This is a genomic window from uncultured Tateyamaria sp., from assembly GCF_947497045.1.
In the GTDB taxonomy this organism is placed as follows: Bacteria; Pseudomonadota; Alphaproteobacteria; order Rhodobacterales; family Rhodobacteraceae; genus Tateyamaria.
The window spans coordinates 151,478-168,582 of record NZ_CANMEU010000005.1; the positions used below are offsets into that span (position 1 = coordinate 151,478).

A 17,105-nucleotide genomic window follows, 5' to 3' on the forward strand; every position below is an offset into this window, starting at 1 on the left:
TGCGCCGGACAGACAATGAAATATTCTGACATTCCCTTGAGGAGTGCCAGGTTTAACCTGATCCGATCTAAATCCAACGCATCCGGCGCAAAACCCAGATCGCGGTGGCGGTCAAGATAACCAACCCGGCGCAAAGGGCTGCAAAGGCCCATGGCACGTCCACACCCGGCATGCCCGCCACGTTCACCCCGAACAGGCCCGTCAAAAAGCCCAACGGCAGAAATACCGCCGCGACAATGGACAGGACATAGCCGTTACGCCCCTGTGCCAGAGCGGCCTGGGCGGTGTGATGGTCCTGCACTGCCGTCATCCGCGCGATCAGGGCCTCCAGTTCTTCAACCGCCAGCTTGGCAAGGTTCGTGTGTTCCCTCAGCCGCGCCCTCTGACCCTGGGACATCATCGCAGTGTCCGTTGCAAGCAACGCCATCAGTGCATCGCGTTGCGGCCCAAGATAGCGGCGCAGCCGGATCGCCATGCGCCGTTCCTCGACCAGTTCGGCGGGCAGGGGGGCAGCATCGTCGTGCATCGTATCCTCAAGCGCGTCGATCCGTTCGGCCAGATCAAACACGGTGTCACGCACCCGCCCCATCAGCCCTGCGGTCAGCGCGCCGACAAATCCCATCGGCGTCGTGGGGGCCTGGCCCGCCTCGGCCCGTTCCCGGATTTCGTTCAGTGCAAAGATGCGTCGCATCCGCACCGTCACTACCATTGAACGTGTCACCCATATGCGCACTGCCACCATCCGGTCGGCAGGCCCATCCGAGTTCAGGTTCACGCCCCGCAGGTTCAGGATCAGCCCGTCGCCGTACATATCCGCGCGGGGCCGTGTTTCAGGGGCCGTCAGGGCGGCAGCTGGAATATCAGGCACGTGATCTGCCAGAAATTCAGGCAGGTCCGGGTCACTCAGGTCAAAGTGCCACCAACGATACCCATCGCCCAAGGGGCGGTCCGCAACAGGTGGTAGGGCGGTGCCATCGGGTGTAATATCAAAGACGCATATCGGCATGGTGCGACGCTAGCGCCCGTGCGCGACCTTTACAATGTGGCCGCCAGTCGAGTGCCCTGATCAATGGCACGCTTGGCGTCGAGTTCTGCGGCCACATCGGCCCCGCCGATCACGTGATGCGCAATGCCAGCCTGCTTCAGCGCATCGGCAAGGTTGCGATCCGGCACCTGGCCCGCACACATCACGATATCATCGACCTCGATAATCGACGGGTTCTCGCGCGCCTCACCAAAGGACACGTGCAGACCCCGTTCATCAATCCGCTCGTAATTCACGCCACCCACAAAATCGACGTCTTTCATCTTGAGGGCCGAGCGGTGGATCCAGCCGGTCGTCTTGCCTAACCGCTTTCCGTGCTTTTCAGCCTTGCGTTGCAGCAGGGTCACGGCGCGGGCTGGCGCTTCGGGTTTGGGACCTTCGGGGGCAAGACCGCCGCGATGTTGGGCAGGATCAGTGACGCCCCATTCGGCCATCCATTCGGGCAGGTTTTCCGTGGGGCTTTCGCCTTCCTGCACGAGGAACTCGGACACATCAAAGCCGATCCCCCCAGCCCCGACCACGGCGACGCGTTTGCCGGGGCTGGCGTGCTTTTTCAGTACATCGATATAGGAATGCACATTGGCGCTGTCCTGACCGGGAATGACCGGGTCGCGGGGCAGGACGCCGGTTGCAATGATCACCTCGTCAAAGGCGCGCAGCATCTCGACATTGGCCTCGGTGTTCAGCCGCACGGTGATGCCCATTTCGGTGACCATCGTGCGATACCAGTCGACGAGGCCCCAGAACTCTTCCTTGCCCGGCACCTGTTTGGCCATGTTCAGCTGACCGCCGATTTCGTCTGACCGGTCGATGATCGTGACACTGTGCCCGCGTTCGGCGGCTGTCATGGCGGCGGACAGACCTGCGGGACCTGCACCGACAACAGCCACGGTTTTGGTGGCGGAGGCCCGTTCGATCACCAATTCGGTTTCCGAACAGGCGCGCGGGTTCACAAGGCACGAACTCAGCTTGCCCGAGAATGTGTGATCAAGGCAGGCTTGGTTGCATGCGATGCAGGGCGCGATCTGGGCGGCCTTGCCCTCTATCGCCTTTTTCACGAAATGCGCATCCGCCAGCATGGGGCGCGCCATCGACACCATGTCGGCGCAGCCTGTGGCCAGCACCTCTTCGGCCACATCCGGCGTATTGATGCGGTTCGATGTGATAACGGGGATGTTCACCTGTCCCATCAGCTTTTTGGTGACCCATGCAAAGGCCGCGCGAGGGACTGAAGTGGCGATTGTGGGAATGCGCGCCTCGTGCCAGCCGATCCCGGTGTTGATGATGGTGGCACCGGCCTTTTCGGTTTCCTTGGCAAGTTGGGCGACCTCGTCATAGGTTGAACCGTTGGGTACAAGGTCGATCATGCTGAGGCGGTAGATGATGATGAAATCGGTACCCACAGCCTCACGCGTGCGGCGTACGACCTCGATAGGCAGGCGCATCCGGTTCTCGTAAGACCCGCCCCACCGATCCGTCCGCTTGTTGGTGTGCGTCACGAGGAACTGGTTCAAAAAGTACCCTTCGGAACCCATGATCTCGACCCCGTCATAGCCTGCGTCCTGTGCGCGCTTGGCGGTGGCGACGATATCGCTGATCTGCTTTTCGATCCCGTCCTCGTCCAGCTCAGCAGGAGGAAAGGGCGAGATTGGCGATTTCACGGACGAGGGGGCCACGCAGGCAGGCCCATAGGCATAGCGGCCCGCGTGCAGGATCTGCATCGCGATCTTGCCGCCCGCGTCATGCACCCGCCTGGTCACAACGGAATGATTGTCGATGTCGTCCTGGCTGACCATCATGGCTGCCCCCGGCAGCACAGACCCTTCAAGGTTCGGCCCGATCCCGCCTGTGACCATCAACCCAACCTCGCCGCGCGCACGCTCGGCATAGAATTCGGCGACGCGGTTCCAATCCTTGGTCTCCTCAAGCCCGGTGTGCATCGACCCCATCAACACACGGTTCTTCAGTGTGGTGAACCCCAGATCAAGCGGGGCAAGCATGTGGGGATAATTGGTCATGGTCACTTCCTAACAGAATGGGTCGAACACATTTGCACTTGGTTTCGAGCATAGGGCAGGTGATGTCACGTGCAACGCGGCGTCATGGGAAAGGTCTGAAATTGATCAAAGTGCGCGAGATGACTGAGGGGGAGGCGGACACCCTGGGGGCGATCCTGTTCGAGGCGATCCATCATGGGCCCCCCGAATATTCCCAAGCGCAGCGCATGGCGTGGGCACCAAAGCCCCCCACAGGACCGGCATGGGTGGCGCGTCTGGCCGCGCAACACGTGTGGGTCGCAGCCCGAAGGTCAGATGCGTTGGGGTTCCTCACGCTGGATGAGGCCGGATATATCGACCTTGCCTTTGTGCGATCTGATGCGCAGCGTCAGGGTATTTTCGCAGCATTGTATCGTCAGGCGGAGGATGTCGCCCGCGCTTTGGGCATGGCGTCGCTGCACACCCATGCCAGCCTGACCGCACAGCCTGCATTTGCGCGTCAGGGCTTTCATGTTACCCAACACGAAACAGTTGAACGGTCGGGGCAGTCCCTGCGCCGTGCCGAGATGGAAAAGGCTCTCACATGACCGCTGACGAGATTGCAAAGCTGCCGTATCGCAAGAATGTGGGCGTGATGGTGCTAAACGCGGATGGGCACGTATGGGTCGGGCAGCGCCTTGACCGCCGCGCCAGTCAGGACGCCTGGCAAATGCCGCAAGGGGGTATCGACAAGGGCGAACAACCGCGTGATGCGGCCCTGCGCGAGTTGGAAGAAGAGACGGGGATCACCCCGGATCTGATCGAGATCGTGGCCGAGACGGATGGTTGGATCAAATACGATCTGCCCACCGATTTGATTTCCAAGCTGTGGAAGGGCCGATTTCGCGGTCAAAAGCAAAAGTGGTTTCTGATGCGCTATGCCGGGACGGATGCACAAGTGAACATCGCAACGGATGAGCCCGAATTTTCCAGCTGGAAATGGCTGGCACCCGACGCGCTGCCCGATGCCATCGTCCCGTTCAAACGCGATGTCTATGTCCGCGTTCTGGCGGCATTCGAGGCGCATCTGTGATCCGGCTGCTGTTCGCCTGTTTCGCAGCGCTCGCCCCTGTGTCCGCAGTGGCGCTGTCCTGCGTGCCATATGGGGTCAGTGACGCCTATCTTGCAGCGGCCCAATCCGACGCAGGCTATGTGCCGGTGATCGGAACGCTGACCTTTGATGCGACGCTGCTGCCCGAGGTCGATTGGGAGTCCCGGCAAGAGGCACCGCAGGAGACTTTATTGCCCGCACGGTTTAGTGGCGAGGCGCTCAGCGTGCGGGGTATTCGCACAGCCTTCGAGACGGATGTAGTGTTGAAGGTGCAGTGTATCGGTCCCTGGTGCCCATCGGCAATACCGGGGCGCATGCTTGGCTTCCTGCGCAAGGCAACGCAGTCTTATGTGCTCAGCATCAATGCGTGTGACGGTTTTTGGTTCGGTGATCCGACCAAAGAACAGGTCACGGAGCTATCCGACTGTATGGCCGGACTTACCTGCACAGGCTGGCAGGATCGTTAGGGATCAAAGATCGGGATGTGCGGTCCAAGGGTGCGGTCATACTCATGGGCAATGCGCGGATCATCTGCAATCTCGACCCGCTGGCGTGTGGGCTTGAACCCCGAGCGGCGATAGAACCCCAAGGCCTGCGGGCTGTCGAGGGTGCAGGTATGCAGGTGAAACCGCTTGGCCCCGCCCTCAAAGGCAAGCGCAATGGCGCGGTCCATCAGATATGCACCCGCCCCGGCCCCGATCAGTGTCGAGGTCAGCCCGAAATAGGTCAATTCACACTCCCCCTCGACACGGAAATCCAGTTCGAGCAAGGCTTCGGCCTGACCGTCCCTTTCCAAAGCGTAAATATGCACATCCGGGTCACGCAGGATGGTATCCAGTGCCTTGTCACTGAGCAAGGTGCGCCCGAACCACAGCCAATCCTGCCCCACCCGTTTGAACAGATCACGGTAGGTGGGCACGTCAGGGTCAAGGCGGATGAACGCAAGACCCTCGGGCCGTGTTGCACCCCGTAGTTGGGGTGCGTGCATCTCCAGATCGGTGACAATCGTCGCGATCTTGCCGTGCGGCACATCGTGAAATCCGTCACTCAGCATGGCTTCATTGTTCCCAAGATGCTCAAAATCGGACCGTGCAGCACATGCAGGGCCGGATCATTCCAATCCGGCCTGGGCAAATTGCTGTTTCATGTCCGCCTCGGGGCGCGGGCCGATATGGCTGATGACCTCGGCCGCACACAGGTTGCCCATGCGCCCACAGGTTTCCAGATCACGGCCTGTGGACAGCCCGTAAATGAAGCCGGCCGCAAACTGATCGCCCGCCCCTGTCGCATCCACCGGAGTGACCTTGTTGACTGCAATGTCATGGCGCTGACCGTTCCCGATGATCGTGACCCCATCGCCTGACCGGGTACAGACCATCAGATCAATCATATCTGCGGTCCTGGCCATGGCGGCCTCAAGGTCGTCGGTTTCAAACAGGGATTTGATCTCGTGTTCGTTGCCGATCACGTAGTCCAATTCGTTCTCGATCATGTCGAGGAAATCGGCACGGTGGCGATCTACGCAGAACGGGTCGGAAATTGCGATGCCCGCCTTGCCGCCCGCGGCGCGGGTCAGGCGCGATGCCTGGCGGAACGCTTCTTTGCCATGGTCTTTGTCAAACAGATAGCCCTCAAGGAACATCATCTCGGCACCGGAGGCGACGTCATCCGGTACATCACCCGGCCCAAGTTCGGTCGAAATGCCCAGATAGGTATTCAGCGAACGTTCCCCATCCGGGGTCACAAAGATCATACAACGCGAGGTCGGCAACTCGCCACCTGACACCGGCACATTCACAAAGTCCGTGCCGCTGTCCTGCATGGATTTCGCATAAAATGACCCCAGGCTGTCATCGCGCACCCGGCCAATGAACGCCGTGGGCAGCCCAAGTGCACCCACGCCCGCGATGGTGTTGGCCACAGCCCCACCCGGCGTCTGCAGCCGGTCTTTCATCGCGCCATACAGGACCTCACCCCGGTCCCGTTCGATCAGTTGCATGATCCCTTTTTCAATTCCCATTAGGTCCAGAAAGGAGTCGTCGGCATGCGAAATCACGTCAACAACGGCGTTGCCGATGCCGACCAGCTTGTACTTGGTCATTCAGTTTTATCCTCAAATGGGCAGAGATCGCGGATGATGCAGGTGGGGCACTGCGGCTTGCGCGCCTTGCAGTGATAGCGCCCGTGCAGGATCATCCAGTGATGGGCGTGCAGCTGAAAATCAGCCGGAATGTGGTCTTCAATGGCGCGCTCGACCGCCTCGACGGTTTTGCCCGGTGCGATACCGGTGCGATTACCAAGCCGGAAGATATGGGTGTCCACGGCCTGCGCGGGGTACTGCCACCACATGTTCAGCACCACATTGGCCGTTTTCCGCCCCACACCGGGCAATGATTGCAGGGCCGCGCGCGAGTTGGGAACGACGCCATCGAAATCATCGACGAGGATCTGCGACAGCTTGATCACGTTCTTGGCCTTTTGGCGGAACAGGCCGATGGTCTTGATATGCTCGGTCAGCCCGTCGATCCCGAGATCGAGCATTTTTTGCGGCGTGTCCGCAATCGCGAACAGCGCCCGCGTGGCCTTGTTCACCCCTGCGTCAGTGGCTTGGGCCGACAGGGCGACCGCAACAACAAGGGTGTAGACATTCACATGCTCCAGCTCCCCTTTGGGTTCGGGGTCTGCGTCCTGAAAGCGGGTAAAGATCGCGCGGATCGTGTGATAGTCGAGTTGCCTGGCCATGGAAGGGAGGTATGGGGGAAGTTGATGTGGGGGGCAAGGTGTGGGGTGCCATGACGCGGAGGCGGCGAAGGGTTGGGAATAGTCCAAGCTGCGTACTTGAATTTCCTGCTACATGTGCTCACAGCACGAAAACCAGCCTTTCGTGATATCGCAGCGGGACTTTTTTGCCCGAATGCACCGGGGGGCGGGCCTAAGTGATGCGGGCAGAGTGCCAGACGTTTTTGATGTTCAGATAATTGTCGAGCCCCTCTGTCCCACCTTCACGACCGTAACCGCTGGATTCCACGCCTCCGAACGGGGTTTTGGGCATGGACGCCTCCAAGGTATTGATCGCCAGGTTCTCCACTTCAACTTCATCGACCATACGATCAATGCAATCTGCCCGATTGGTAAATGCGTAGCCAGCAGGGCCGTAAGGCACGGAATTGGCCTGTGAAATAGCGTGATCCAGGGAACTGACAGGAAAAAGGTTCTTCTTGCATGATCCGCGCGGTGTCCGGGACGCTCAATAGAACTGTTGGCTGGAAAAAGTACCCCTTGTCGCCATGGCCCGCCCCGCCCGTTACGACGGTGGCCCCTTTCGCGCGCGCATCTTCAACCAGTTCAGTTAAGATGGACACTCGCCGATCACTGGAGGTCGGGCCCATTTCCACGCCGTCGTCCATACCATTTCCAACCACGGTTGCTTTGGCATGTTCAATGAAGCCCGCAGCATAGTCGTCAAAATGCTCTCTTGCGCAAAGAACCGGGTGGGCGACATGCAGACCTGTCCGGCATTGCGCATTTTACGGACGGCACCGGAGATAGCGGCGGTTTGCACGCCCGCGTCCCATTCAAAGAATTCCGCACCGCGAATGACTTCCAGCCGCGCCTGAGCAATGGGCTTGCCTTGTTCCAGCGTGATGGAGGTCGCGATTTCCTCCTGCCGGTTACGTATCAATCGGGCGGCACGCAGGATTGTATCGGAACGCTCGCGTGGCGATGTCCTGCCCCTAGATCACCCGCCACCGCATCGTGCTTCAAACGAATTGGATGAACATTGGCATCAGTTTGAGGAATATCAGACGTGTCGGGTCTGCGCCGCGATGTGTAACGCGGCCTTAAACGCGCGCCCGGCAGGCGAAAGATCATCGTTGCCCCTTAGCGAGACACCAATCGGGCCATGGCCAAACGGGACCTGCCAATCAAGCTGTGCCAGATGGCCGTTCTGAACGTCGTGTGACACCACCTCTGCCGGCATCAATCCAATCAGATCGCGCGATTGCAACAGCGCGCGATTGCTGAGGTACGAGACGCTTTCGATGGACACCGCCGGCACGTATTGCTGCTGCGCCACAAAGAAGTGATCAATCTGCCGCCTAAGGGTGGTTTCCAATGGGGGCAATATCCAACCGAACGGCTTGGCCTGAGGAAAGCTGATCCCGGTTTTCCCAGCCAGGGGATGGTCAGGCCCGACAACGGCGAGAATGTGATCCTCAAACAGTTTTTCCTGACGCAGCTTGTTGCGATGGCGATGTGAGGGAAGCCGCCCGACCACCATGTCGATCTCGCCCGATAGAAGGCCCGGCATCAGCACTTCATTGGTTCCTTCGCTGATCTTGATTGCGACGTTCGGGCGTTCCGCCAACACGAGCTCAATCGCCTTTGGCAACAGGCTCGTCGAGGCGGCCAGCAACGTGCCCACCACCACGCGACCTGCGTTACCTTCGCTCAGGTCATCGAGTTCCTGTGCGGCATTCGAAATTTGCGCGAATATCAATTTGCCATGCCGGATCAGCGTTTCCCCAAAGACCGTCGGCACGACGCCGCGGTTGGTCCGCTCAAACAGCTTCACCTCAAAATCCAGTTCGAGGTCCTGTATCATCTTGGTCGCCGCTGGTTGCGAGATGCCCAAAGACCGGGCCGCATTCTGTATGCTGCCATGGGCACCGACCGCGACCAGCAAACGCAACTGCCTCAGCTTTAGTCGGGTCAGAGCGCGGTCGACAATGCGGCTGTGACGATCGATCATAGGACGATGCTTTGCTCAAGTTGGTTGACCTTGCTGACCACGCTCATCGCGGCAAGCGCGGACGAGCGTGGGTTATCGGGAAGAGAATGGCCGCTGATCTGGAAGCTGAACTGGCCAAAGTCGCCTTGCGCCGTCACCTCGTGGATGTTTTGCCCAATGCTTGCATCTGCGATCAACCGAACTTGTGTGTCATCAAATCCAAGTCCCGCTAATGCAACAGCCGCCGCGACATTGGCATTTTTAGGGTATTCCAGCGCAGCAGCCCGCGCGGATCCTTCAAAATGCACCGCTGCGCCCTCAATCATGCCGTCCAGATCCAGCTTTACCTCTGCGGGTGATCCTTTCCATCCCCTGGGTGGCTTGCGGCCTGTATATGTCACCGAGGTCAGCTTTCCTGCGCGCGCGGCACTGAGACAATCCAATGCGCCGATGGCGCCACTGGCCAAATGCAACTTTGACCCGCCATCCCTGGCTGCCTGTGCCAGAGCGGTTTCGATCTTTGTGTCAGCCAGTGCACCAAGCGATACGGTGATCAGGTTCAGGCCCCGCGCCAGGATCTGCGGGCCGTAGGTCGCCAGTGCCTCATGCCCGGCGCAATCAATCACTATGTCCAGATCCGTAGGAAGCGCCGAAACTGACCCGACCTCCAAACTGGTGCCTGATGACACATGGTCAGGACGCAGCAACACCGCCCCTATTTCATGCCCGTGGGCCTTAAGGGCCGCCCAAGCATAGCGCGCGATGGCACCTTTTCCGATAAATCCAATTTTCATTCGGGAATTCTAGGTCATTCCACCCATCTCTGGAATTAGAAAGCTGTTGGTATTCATTTTTTATATATCCACATGCCCGCTTCGCCTTGGACGATGCCGCTGTGATAAGGTCTTCTATGGTCGAAATCCAAAGGGGCCTGCCGCATGCACTACACCAGACACGAAGCGAAAGACTATGCGCGTGAGAATATGCGTGGCATTTGGGCTGCTGCGCTGAACCCGTTCAACGATGACCTCACCTTGGACGAAGCGGGTCTGCGCGCCAATATCCGCCATTGGATAGACGATCTGGGCATTCAGGGTCTGTTTGTTGCGGGTAAGCAAGGCGAATTCTGGGCGATGTCTCTGGAAGAACGCAAGCGCAACATGGCCATTGCTGTTGACGAATGCGCAGGCAAGGCCGGGACAATCATGTCGATTTCGGATCAGAACCTGAACACGGCGCTCGAGCTTGGCCGCCATGCCCAAGCATGTGGTGCGGATTATGTCGTGGTGCATGCCCCGATGCTGAGCTTCTGTCAGGATCGCGGGGAGCTGCTGTATCAGTATTACAAGCGCTTTTGCGATGAGCTGGATATTGGGATCGCGATGTGGAGCCACCCGGACGCCGGTTATCTGATGCAGCCCGAGGAATGCGCGCGGATTGCGGAACTGCCCAATATCGTGGCGATCAAATACTCGGTTCCGCGCGAAATGTATGTACGCCTATCCCATATGGTCGGTGACATGATCCACGTCTCGACCTCGGCCGAACATGAATGGCTCGACAATATTCTTGAACTGGACTGGAAGCTCTACCTCTGTTCATCGCCGCCTTACCAGTTGCAGACCAGAAACGACCAGCGGATGAACGAATACACCCGCCTCGCCTTTGAAGGCAAAGCGGATGAGGCGCGGCGTGTCTTTGACAGTCTCAACCCGGTGCGCGATGCAATGAAGCGCACAAAACCTGTTGGAAAGCCGACGGCCTTTGGCAAATATTGGCAGGATCTGCTGGGTCAGTGTGGAGGCCGCGTGCGTGCGCCAATGCTGGAGCTGACCGAGGCTGAGAAAGAGATCATTCGCAAAGGGTTTGCAGAATGCGGGCTAAAGCTCTGATATAATCAATTTGGATACCTACATACGGACAATTTCTTTGCGGCGAATGCGGGTGTCAGGGACACTTTGGGGAAAGGGAGACCAAAATGTCAAAGCTAGCGGCGTTTAACTTCAAAGCCTGGATTGACGAACACCGTCATCTTTTGAAGCCTCCGGTGGGCAACAAGATGGTCTTTGAAGAGTCTGATATGATGGTCACCGTCGCGGGCGGACCCAACAAACGTACCGACTATCACGATGATCCGGTCGAAGAGTTTTTCTATCAGCTTGAAGGCGACATGCTTTTGAAGCTCTATGATGGTAACGAGTTCTATGATGTGCCGATCCGTGAAGGGGAGATTTTCCTTCTCCCGGCCCATGTGCGCCATTCGCCACAACGCCCACAGGAAGGTTCTGTTGGTCTGGTGATCGAACCCAAGCGACAGGAAGGCCAGCACGATGCGATCGAATGGTACTGCTTTGAATGCGAGCACAAGGTGTTCCGTGCTGAGTTCCAGTTGCAGTCCATCGTGAAGGATCTGCCGCCGGTTTACGAGAAATTCTATGCCTCAGAAGAGGACCGAACCTGCCCCAACTGTGGCGTGATCCATCCGGGAAAAGAGCCACCGACCGGTTGGGTGCAACTCTAATCAAAATATCAAAAAACAGGGAAACAACATGAAACACTTCACGAAACTGATCGCGTCAGTCGCCATGGTCGCGGCGTCAGCGGTTGCATCACAAGCCGCGGAATTTCGGCTTGGTCTGATTACACCGCCGCCGCATATCTGGACCAAGGCGGCCGAAGCCTTTGGTGCTGAGTTGGCCGAAACCTCGGGCGGGATCCACAGCGTGTCGGTCTTCCCGGCTCGCCAGCTGGGCAACGAAGCAGAGATGTTGCAACAGCTTCAGACCGGGGCGCTGGACATGGCGTTTATGACTGTTGCCGAAGTGTCAAACCGTGCACCGGAACTGGGTGCTTTTTATGCACCCTATTTGGCCAAGGATATCGGCCATGCGGGTCGAATCCTGCGCTCTGATATGGCCAAATCCATGCTGGAACCGCTGCCCGGACAGGTTGGCGTCGTGGGCGTGGGCTATGGTATGGCGGGTCTGCGCCAGATCGTCAGCCGTGGAGAGGTGTCTTCGGCAGCAGACCTTGCCGGCCTGAAACTGCGGATCACGCCATTCACGCCGATTTTGGATTTCTATAACGCGGTTGGTGCCGCACCGACGCCGATGCCGCTTCCGTCGGTCTATGATGCGCTGGCCAATGGACAGGTTGATGCCATCGACATGGATGCAGAGCTGATCTGGGTACTGAAGTACTATGATCATGCGGATACCGTCGTGCAGTCCGACCATATGATGTTCCCGATGGTTGGCCTTGTGTCGGCAAAGGTCTGGGCCGGGCTTTCCGAGGATGACCGCGCGATGATTGGCGCGTTGATGGCCAAACATGTGGACAGCACGATTGACAGCTATGTTGAAAAGGAAGCGGGTTGGTTGGAGCAGATCGAGGGTACGGGCAAGACCTTTACCAAAGTCGATGCGTCGTTCTTTGGTGACGCGATTGACCAGTGGAATGCCATCTGGTCAGAAAAAACCTCCTCCCTTGACGCCTTGAGGGCAACTGCCGCAGAAACCGAGTAAGGTAACCAAAGCATCAAGACGGGGCGCGGGCAGGCTCGCGCCCTTTTGCTTGGAGATGAGCATGTTATTCAAGGCATCCGCCTTTTGGGCGCGGATTGAAATGTTTGGGGCGGCAGCCTTTGCGGTTTGTGTGACGTTGCTCATCCTGCTCAATGTTGTGACGCGGAATGTCGGACAGGCTCTCTTCTGGGTCGACGAACTGGCCATCTATGCCATGGTCTGGATGACCTTTCTGGGCGCATCTGCCGCCTTGCATCACCGCAGCTCGGTTTCGATTTCACTGATCTCGGACTCGGTTTCGCCTGCCCTGCGCCGGATGATCGGTAAATTCGTGGATACGATCGTTTTTGCCTTTTCCGTGATGATGCTGTGGTTTTGCTGGCGCTGGTTTCTGCCGCTCGATCTGATCCGGTCCGGGTTTGATGTGATGGAATTTCAAGGCAGTACGTTCAATTTCATCTATGCGGAACCCACGCTGACCGTTGGGTTGCCAAAATACCTGTTCTGGCTTGTGATGTGGCTGTTCTCGCTTGGTGCGACGCTACACTCCGTCGCGCATCTGGTTTCAGGACCGAAACCGGAGGATGCCGCATGAGCCCCGTGGTCTTCCTTGTCACCCTGCTGTTGTCTGTTCCGATTGCCATTGTGCTTGGCGTCACGGCGATCTGGTACATCTGGGAAAGTGGCAACACCATTCTGTTCGACAGCTTTGCCCAAAAGATGTTCGCGGGTCTTGAGAATTACGGGCTGCTCGCCATTCCCCTCTTTATGCTGACTGGTGAGTTGATGAACGAGGGGGGCATGACCCGCCGTCTTGTCGCCTTGGCGCGGGTGTTTGTTGGCGGGTTCAGAGGTGGGTTGGCTTATATCAACCTGCTGGCGAACATGTTCATGGCCGCGATCATTGGTTCGGCCACCGCGCAGATTGCCGTCATGTCGCGCGCCATGGTGCCTGCGATGAAAGACGAAGGCTATGACGAAGGATTCGCTGCGGCAACGACTGCGGCAGGAGGGTTACTTGCCCCTGTCATTCCACCGTCGATGATGTTCGTGATTTTTGGCGTGCTGGCACAGGTCCCTATCGGCGAGATGTTCATCGCGGGGATTATTCCGGGCCTCCTTCTCGCTGTATCCTTTGCTTTGGTGATTACCCTCATTGGCTGGGTGCAGCAGTTTCCCAAAGGCGAATGGTTGTCGCGGAGAGAAGCGTTCAGCGCTCTGATCTCTGCACTGCCCGCCATGCTGGTGCCTGTCGCGATCATTGGGGGTATCCTGTTTGGTGTTGCAACGCCGACGGAATCCGCCGCCATCGCATCGCTCATTGCCTTTCTCGTGGGCTGGCTGATGTACCGTGACCTTGATCCGCGCAAACTGGGTGAGATGTTCTTTCGAACGGCGGCGAACGCCTCAATGATCCTGTTTATGATTGCAGCGGCCAGCGTCTTTGGCTGGGTCATCATCTATGAAGAATTGCCCCAAAGGCTTGCTGGTCTCATCACCGCAATCACCTCTGATCCGTTCATGTTCCTGCTGATCGTGAATTTATCGCTTCTTCTCGTCGGTATGGTGATTGACGGGATCGCGGCCATTATCTTGATCACGCCGATCCTGCTGCCTATTGCGACCGGTTCATACGATATCAGCCCCTATCAATTTGGTGTCGTTATCTGCCTGAACCTGGTTTTGGGTCTCCTGACACCACCTGTTGGCATTGGTCTTTATATCGCCTCATCGATGAGTGGTGCCAAACCCGGCGCTATCCTGAAATCGCTCTGGCCGTTTTTGCTCGCAGTGGCCGCAGTATTGGGTTTGCTGAGCTATTTCCCGATACTATCGACGTTTCTGATCTGATGCGGGGCCCACTGCGGGGAATCTGAAATCGTCAGATGTTTCGCCTGAAGCAGGCTCATATCCACAATTTGGCAGGCATTTTCGATTGATGTGCACACTATGTGTGGCGGTCAAACTGGCGACCCCTTGCAAGGCAGGACAAACGGGTCTTGTCAGAAAAAAGTACTGCCGCCGGTCACTCGGCTTGTCTCAGTAACGCATTTGCAAGCTGTCGGTCGGCACATAGATGGCTCACGTATCCGCCTGCAATAGCGGCGCGGGTTGCGGTGGCCCGGTCTTCTCCGCAGACGACCAATAGGCGCTTCCGTGCTGCGCGGATGTTGTTAAGGCTCGTCGATACCAAACGCTCGGACGGGGGCAAGGCAAGTTCATTGCCCTGCGCATTGATATAGCGGCAACACATAATACCGACGACACCGGCCTTTTGTGCAGCAGTCAATTCATCCACACCGGCCATACCGGCGGCAACAAGATGCGTGTCTTGTGACATATTCCCGATGGAATAGATCACCAGATCAAGGGATCTCAGCCGGTCCATCTGGGCTGCAATCGTCGGCTCTTGCCGCAGGGCTACGGCGAGCTCCGCCGTCGAGACAATCGCGGGGGCGTGCAACGTATAGCATTGCGCGCCGATTTGATTGGCGATCTGAATGGCGCAGGTCTCGGATGCAGGCACGCGGCCTGAAATCATCGATCCGATCAACTGGCTGACTTCGGCACCCTCGACACGCGCGCGCGGCAATGCGCTTGAAAGGGCATGAACCGTCTCACCCCATGCCACGCCAACTTTGTCGCCTGGTTCGATGATATTCAGAAAGGCGGTCGCAGACACACGCCCAAGCTGTCGCAACGTTGCGGCGCGATCGACCTCGGTTCCGGTAAACGCATCGGAAATATAGACGTCGTCTAACCCGAATTTTTCACACAACTCGCGCGACAGAGTGCTTTCGGCCAGATGTTGGCCGCCCACATGAATTTCGACGATGCCCTCTTCGCGCGCGTCGCGCAGCAGATTGACGACCGTAACCCGCGACACCTGAAGGCGCTTGGCAATCTCCGACTGGGTCATCCCCTCGCCGTAATAAAGCAGCGCGACGTTCGACAATTGCGTCGTCCGGTTGCCGTCTTTTGAAAAGGTGCCGCCTGTTTTGTTCATAGGTCAGCTGTTGATCTTCTTTTGCCCGGTCTGTCCATAGTTTTCCCTAAACCAGCTATAGCAACGGTCGATTTCTTCCTGAGGCAGTTCTTTGATGGGTCCGCGCGTCAGGGCCAAATGCGTCGTCATGGCCGCTTCTTCGAGGTACATTGCGATACTGGTCGCTTCGCTTGCGGATTTGCCCATTGTAAAGACGCCGTGTGCTTTCACCAGAACCGCCCACCCACCATCAGCGGCGTCGATGATAGCCTGGCCGGTGTCCACCTCGCCGGGGGTGGCATAGCGCGAACATGGCACGTCACGGCCCAGAATGTGGGTAATGGGCGTCAGCACGGCCGGGATACGTTCGCCCCGTGCGGCAAAGCTGCTGGCATAGGGCGAGTGGGTGTGGGTAATGCCAAGGACATCCGCCCGGTGTCGATAGACAAACAGATGGATGCCCGTGTCGACGGAGGGCTTCATCTTGCCCTCAACGACATTCCCGTCGAGGTCCACGACCACCATCGTCTCAGGCGTCAGTTTGGCAAACTTGACGCCCGAGGGTTTGATAACGACCAGTCCGGTTGCTGCATCACGACCCGACACATTGCCACCCGACCCCACCACCAGCCCATTGGCGGGCAATTCGTGGTTCTGGGCGCAGACTTCTTCCTTGAGGGCTTCAAGCATCGGGAACTCCATGCGGGTAAACAACGATCTTCAAAGACTTCTCGGCCTCCACAAGCATACGGAACGCCTTGGCGCTGTCTGCGATATCAAAGCGGTGCGAAATCGCATCCCGCGCGTTTATCCTGCCTGCCTCAAGCAGCCGGATGTAGCTGTAGGTGTCGGTGTGGTCTGACGAATAGCGCGAGGTGATCGTGATCTGGTCAAAATAGGCCTTGTGGCCGTTCTGGACCCAATCGGTTTCAGGCGGCATCGGCGCGCCCAGATGCAGGCAGCCGCCGACCTCAACAAGCGCGAGCGCCTGATCCCACGCGGCCGGGAAGGGCGCAATGACAATCACCGTATCTGCAAGACGCCCATTGTTGAGCGCGCGCATGGCCGCTACGGCGTCCTCCGACTTCGGGTTGATCGTATGGGTCGCACCAAAGTGGCGCGCCTTGCCCAGCCGCCAATCGGAGAAATCCAGTGCCACGACTTTGCCAGCCCCAAACAAGGGTGACATATGGACGAAACCCTGGCCCATAAACCCTGCGCCGACCACAGCCACGGTATCGCCGGGCTGGATATTGCAGACCTTGAGGCCGGACAGCACGCAGGACCACGGTTCGATCGTTACGGCCTCTTCGTCAGTGATGCCGTCAGGCAGTTTATGGGTATCCATCGCCAAATGCTGGGCTGTGACGCGGAAATAGTCACAGACCCCGCCGGGGTCGAGCCGCATGGTCTTGTAAAAGGGATCGCGCGTGAAATGGCCGCGGCGCGACAGATGGCTGTTCACGCGGCCCACGTGGTGGTTCACGAACACCCGGTCACCGACCTTGTAATCCGTGACGCCCGCGCCGATCTCGACCACCTCACCGGAGGGCTCATGGCCAAGAACCTTGGGTTCGGTCTTGTACCACGCCATTGTCTCGCCTCCGCACAGGCCGCAGGCGCGGGTTTTGAGGAGAAGCTCACCGGGGCCGATTTCCGGCACCGGCACGTCTTCCACACGGATATCGTCGATGGCGTATTGAACGGCAGCGCGCATCATGTTGGACATGG

Annotated in this window: 19 protein-coding genes and 1 pseudogene; 8 read left to right on the forward strand and 12 right to left on the reverse strand. The window is 58.3% G+C overall.

Annotation, left to right across the window (positions count from 1 at the left end):
• Positions 1 to 67 precede the first annotated feature (67 nt).
• Together Q0859_RS12650 and Q0859_RS12655 are read right to left on the reverse strand one after the other, a co-directional pair.
• Positions 68 to 1,006, reverse strand: coding sequence for a zinc transporter ZntB (locus tag Q0859_RS12650; protein WP_299151726.1), 939 nt, complete (start codon positions 1,004 to 1,006; stop codon positions 68 to 70).
• A 29-nt stretch (positions 1,007 to 1,035) separates the two neighbouring features.
• Positions 1,036 to 3,063: an NADPH-dependent 2,4-dienoyl-CoA reductase gene (locus Q0859_RS12655; protein ID WP_299151727.1), complete on the reverse strand. Its 2,028-nt coding sequence runs from the start codon at positions 3,061 to 3,063 to the stop codon at positions 1,036 to 1,038.
• A 62-nt stretch (positions 3,064 to 3,125) separates the two neighbouring features.
• Between Q0859_RS12655 and Q0859_RS12660 the strand changes: the two genes are divergently transcribed.
• From Q0859_RS12660 to Q0859_RS12670, 3 genes are read left to right on the forward strand one after another with little or no spacing between them, the layout of a single operon-like run.
• Entirely contained in the window at positions 3,126 to 3,629 is a 504-nt protein-coding gene (locus tag Q0859_RS12660) for a GNAT family N-acetyltransferase (RefSeq protein WP_299151729.1), read from the forward strand.
• On the forward strand, positions 3,626 to 4,114 hold the full coding sequence (locus tag Q0859_RS12665) for an RNA pyrophosphohydrolase (RefSeq protein ID WP_299151731.1): 489 nt from the start codon (positions 3,626 to 3,628) through the stop codon (positions 4,112 to 4,114). The genes Q0859_RS12660 and Q0859_RS12665 overlap by 4 nt, the downstream gene beginning before the upstream one ends.
• The gene (locus Q0859_RS12670) at positions 4,111 to 4,599 is read left to right on the forward strand and encodes a hypothetical protein (RefSeq protein ID WP_299151732.1); all 489 of its coding nucleotides are present in this window, start codon (positions 4,111 to 4,113) and stop codon (positions 4,597 to 4,599) included. Before Q0859_RS12665 ends, Q0859_RS12670 begins: the two co-directional genes overlap by 4 nt.
• Here Q0859_RS12670 and Q0859_RS12675 read toward each other — a convergent pair.
• The 7 genes and pseudogenes from Q0859_RS12675 to Q0859_RS12705 form a co-directional block, all read right to left on the reverse strand.
• Positions 4,596 to 5,186: a GNAT family N-acetyltransferase gene (locus Q0859_RS12675; protein WP_299151733.1), complete on the reverse strand. Its 591-nt coding sequence runs from the start codon at positions 5,184 to 5,186 to the stop codon at positions 4,596 to 4,598. The two genes, Q0859_RS12670 and Q0859_RS12675, sit on opposite strands and share 4 nt — an antisense overlap.
• Before the next feature lie 57 nt (positions 5,187 to 5,243).
• Positions 5,244 to 6,233, reverse strand: coding sequence for an adenosine kinase (locus Q0859_RS12680; protein ID WP_299151734.1), 990 nt, complete (start codon positions 6,231 to 6,233; stop codon positions 5,244 to 5,246).
• On the reverse strand, positions 6,230 to 6,874 hold the full coding sequence (nth, locus tag Q0859_RS12685; RefSeq protein ID WP_299151735.1) for an endonuclease III: 645 nt from the start codon (positions 6,872 to 6,874) through the stop codon (positions 6,230 to 6,232). The genes Q0859_RS12680 and nth overlap by 4 nt, the downstream gene beginning before the upstream one ends.
• A 190-nt stretch (positions 6,875 to 7,064) precedes the next feature.
• Positions 7,065 to 7,575, reverse strand: a pseudogene (locus Q0859_RS12690) (aldehyde dehydrogenase family protein).
• Positions 7,482 to 7,814 carry an aldehyde dehydrogenase family protein gene (locus Q0859_RS12695; RefSeq protein WP_299151736.1) on the reverse strand — a complete coding sequence of 111 codons (333 nt, stop codon included), beginning with the start codon at positions 7,812 to 7,814 and terminating at the stop codon, positions 7,482 to 7,484. Before Q0859_RS12695 ends, Q0859_RS12690 begins: the two are co-directional and overlap by 94 nt.
• Before the next feature lie 120 nt (positions 7,815 to 7,934).
• Positions 7,935 to 8,885, reverse strand: a complete 951-nt coding sequence (locus Q0859_RS12700; protein WP_299151737.1) for a LysR substrate-binding domain-containing protein — start codon at positions 8,883 to 8,885, stop codon at positions 7,935 to 7,937.
• Positions 8,882 to 9,658, reverse strand: coding sequence for an aspartate dehydrogenase (locus Q0859_RS12705; protein WP_299151738.1), 777 nt, complete (start codon positions 9,656 to 9,658; stop codon positions 8,882 to 8,884). The genes Q0859_RS12700 and Q0859_RS12705 overlap by 4 nt, the downstream gene beginning before the upstream one ends.
• A gap of 144 nt (positions 9,659 to 9,802) precedes the next feature.
• Between Q0859_RS12705 and Q0859_RS12710 the strand changes: the two genes are divergently transcribed.
• From Q0859_RS12710 to Q0859_RS12730, 5 genes are all read left to right on the forward strand, one after another.
• On the forward strand, positions 9,803 to 10,756 hold the full coding sequence (locus Q0859_RS12710; RefSeq protein ID WP_299151740.1) for a dihydrodipicolinate synthase family protein: 954 nt from the start codon (positions 9,803 to 9,805) through the stop codon (positions 10,754 to 10,756).
• A gap of 86 nt (positions 10,757 to 10,842) precedes the next feature.
• The gene (locus Q0859_RS12715) at positions 10,843 to 11,385 is read left to right on the forward strand and encodes a 3-hydroxyanthranilate 3,4-dioxygenase (RefSeq protein ID WP_299151741.1); all 543 of its coding nucleotides are present in this window, start codon (positions 10,843 to 10,845) and stop codon (positions 11,383 to 11,385) included.
• Between the two features lie 28 nt (positions 11,386 to 11,413).
• A complete protein-coding gene (locus Q0859_RS12720) occupies positions 11,414 to 12,388 on the forward strand; it encodes a TRAP transporter substrate-binding protein (RefSeq protein ID WP_299151742.1) in 975 nt (324 codons plus the stop codon).
• 61 nt (positions 12,389 to 12,449) lie between these two features.
• Positions 12,450 to 12,983, forward strand: a complete 534-nt coding sequence (locus Q0859_RS12725; protein WP_299151743.1) for a TRAP transporter small permease subunit — start codon at positions 12,450 to 12,452, stop codon at positions 12,981 to 12,983.
• Positions 12,980 to 14,239 (forward strand): TRAP transporter large permease, encoded by a 1,260-nt coding sequence (locus Q0859_RS12730; RefSeq protein WP_299151745.1) that lies wholly within the window; start codon positions 12,980 to 12,982, stop codon positions 14,237 to 14,239. Before Q0859_RS12725 ends, Q0859_RS12730 begins: the two co-directional genes overlap by 4 nt.
• A 175-nt stretch (positions 14,240 to 14,414) precedes the next feature.
• On the opposite strand, the gene Q0859_RS12735 is transcribed toward Q0859_RS12730, so the two are convergent.
• Genes Q0859_RS12735 through Q0859_RS12745 form a run of 3 tightly spaced genes read right to left on the reverse strand, consistent with a single transcriptional unit; the run spans position 14,415 to position 17,103 of the window.
• Positions 14,415 to 15,395 (reverse strand): sugar-binding domain-containing protein, encoded by a 981-nt coding sequence (locus Q0859_RS12735; protein WP_299151747.1) that lies wholly within the window; start codon positions 15,393 to 15,395, stop codon positions 14,415 to 14,417.
• Positions 15,396 to 15,398: 3 nt separating this feature from the next.
• On the reverse strand, positions 15,399 to 16,064 hold the full coding sequence (locus Q0859_RS12740) for a class II aldolase/adducin family protein (RefSeq protein WP_299151749.1): 666 nt from the start codon (positions 16,062 to 16,064) through the stop codon (positions 15,399 to 15,401).
• Positions 16,057 to 17,103 (reverse strand): zinc-binding dehydrogenase, encoded by a 1,047-nt coding sequence (locus Q0859_RS12745; protein WP_299151751.1) that lies wholly within the window; start codon positions 17,101 to 17,103, stop codon positions 16,057 to 16,059. The genes Q0859_RS12740 and Q0859_RS12745 overlap by 8 nt, the downstream gene beginning before the upstream one ends.
• Positions 17,104 to 17,105: the final 2 nt, after the last annotated feature.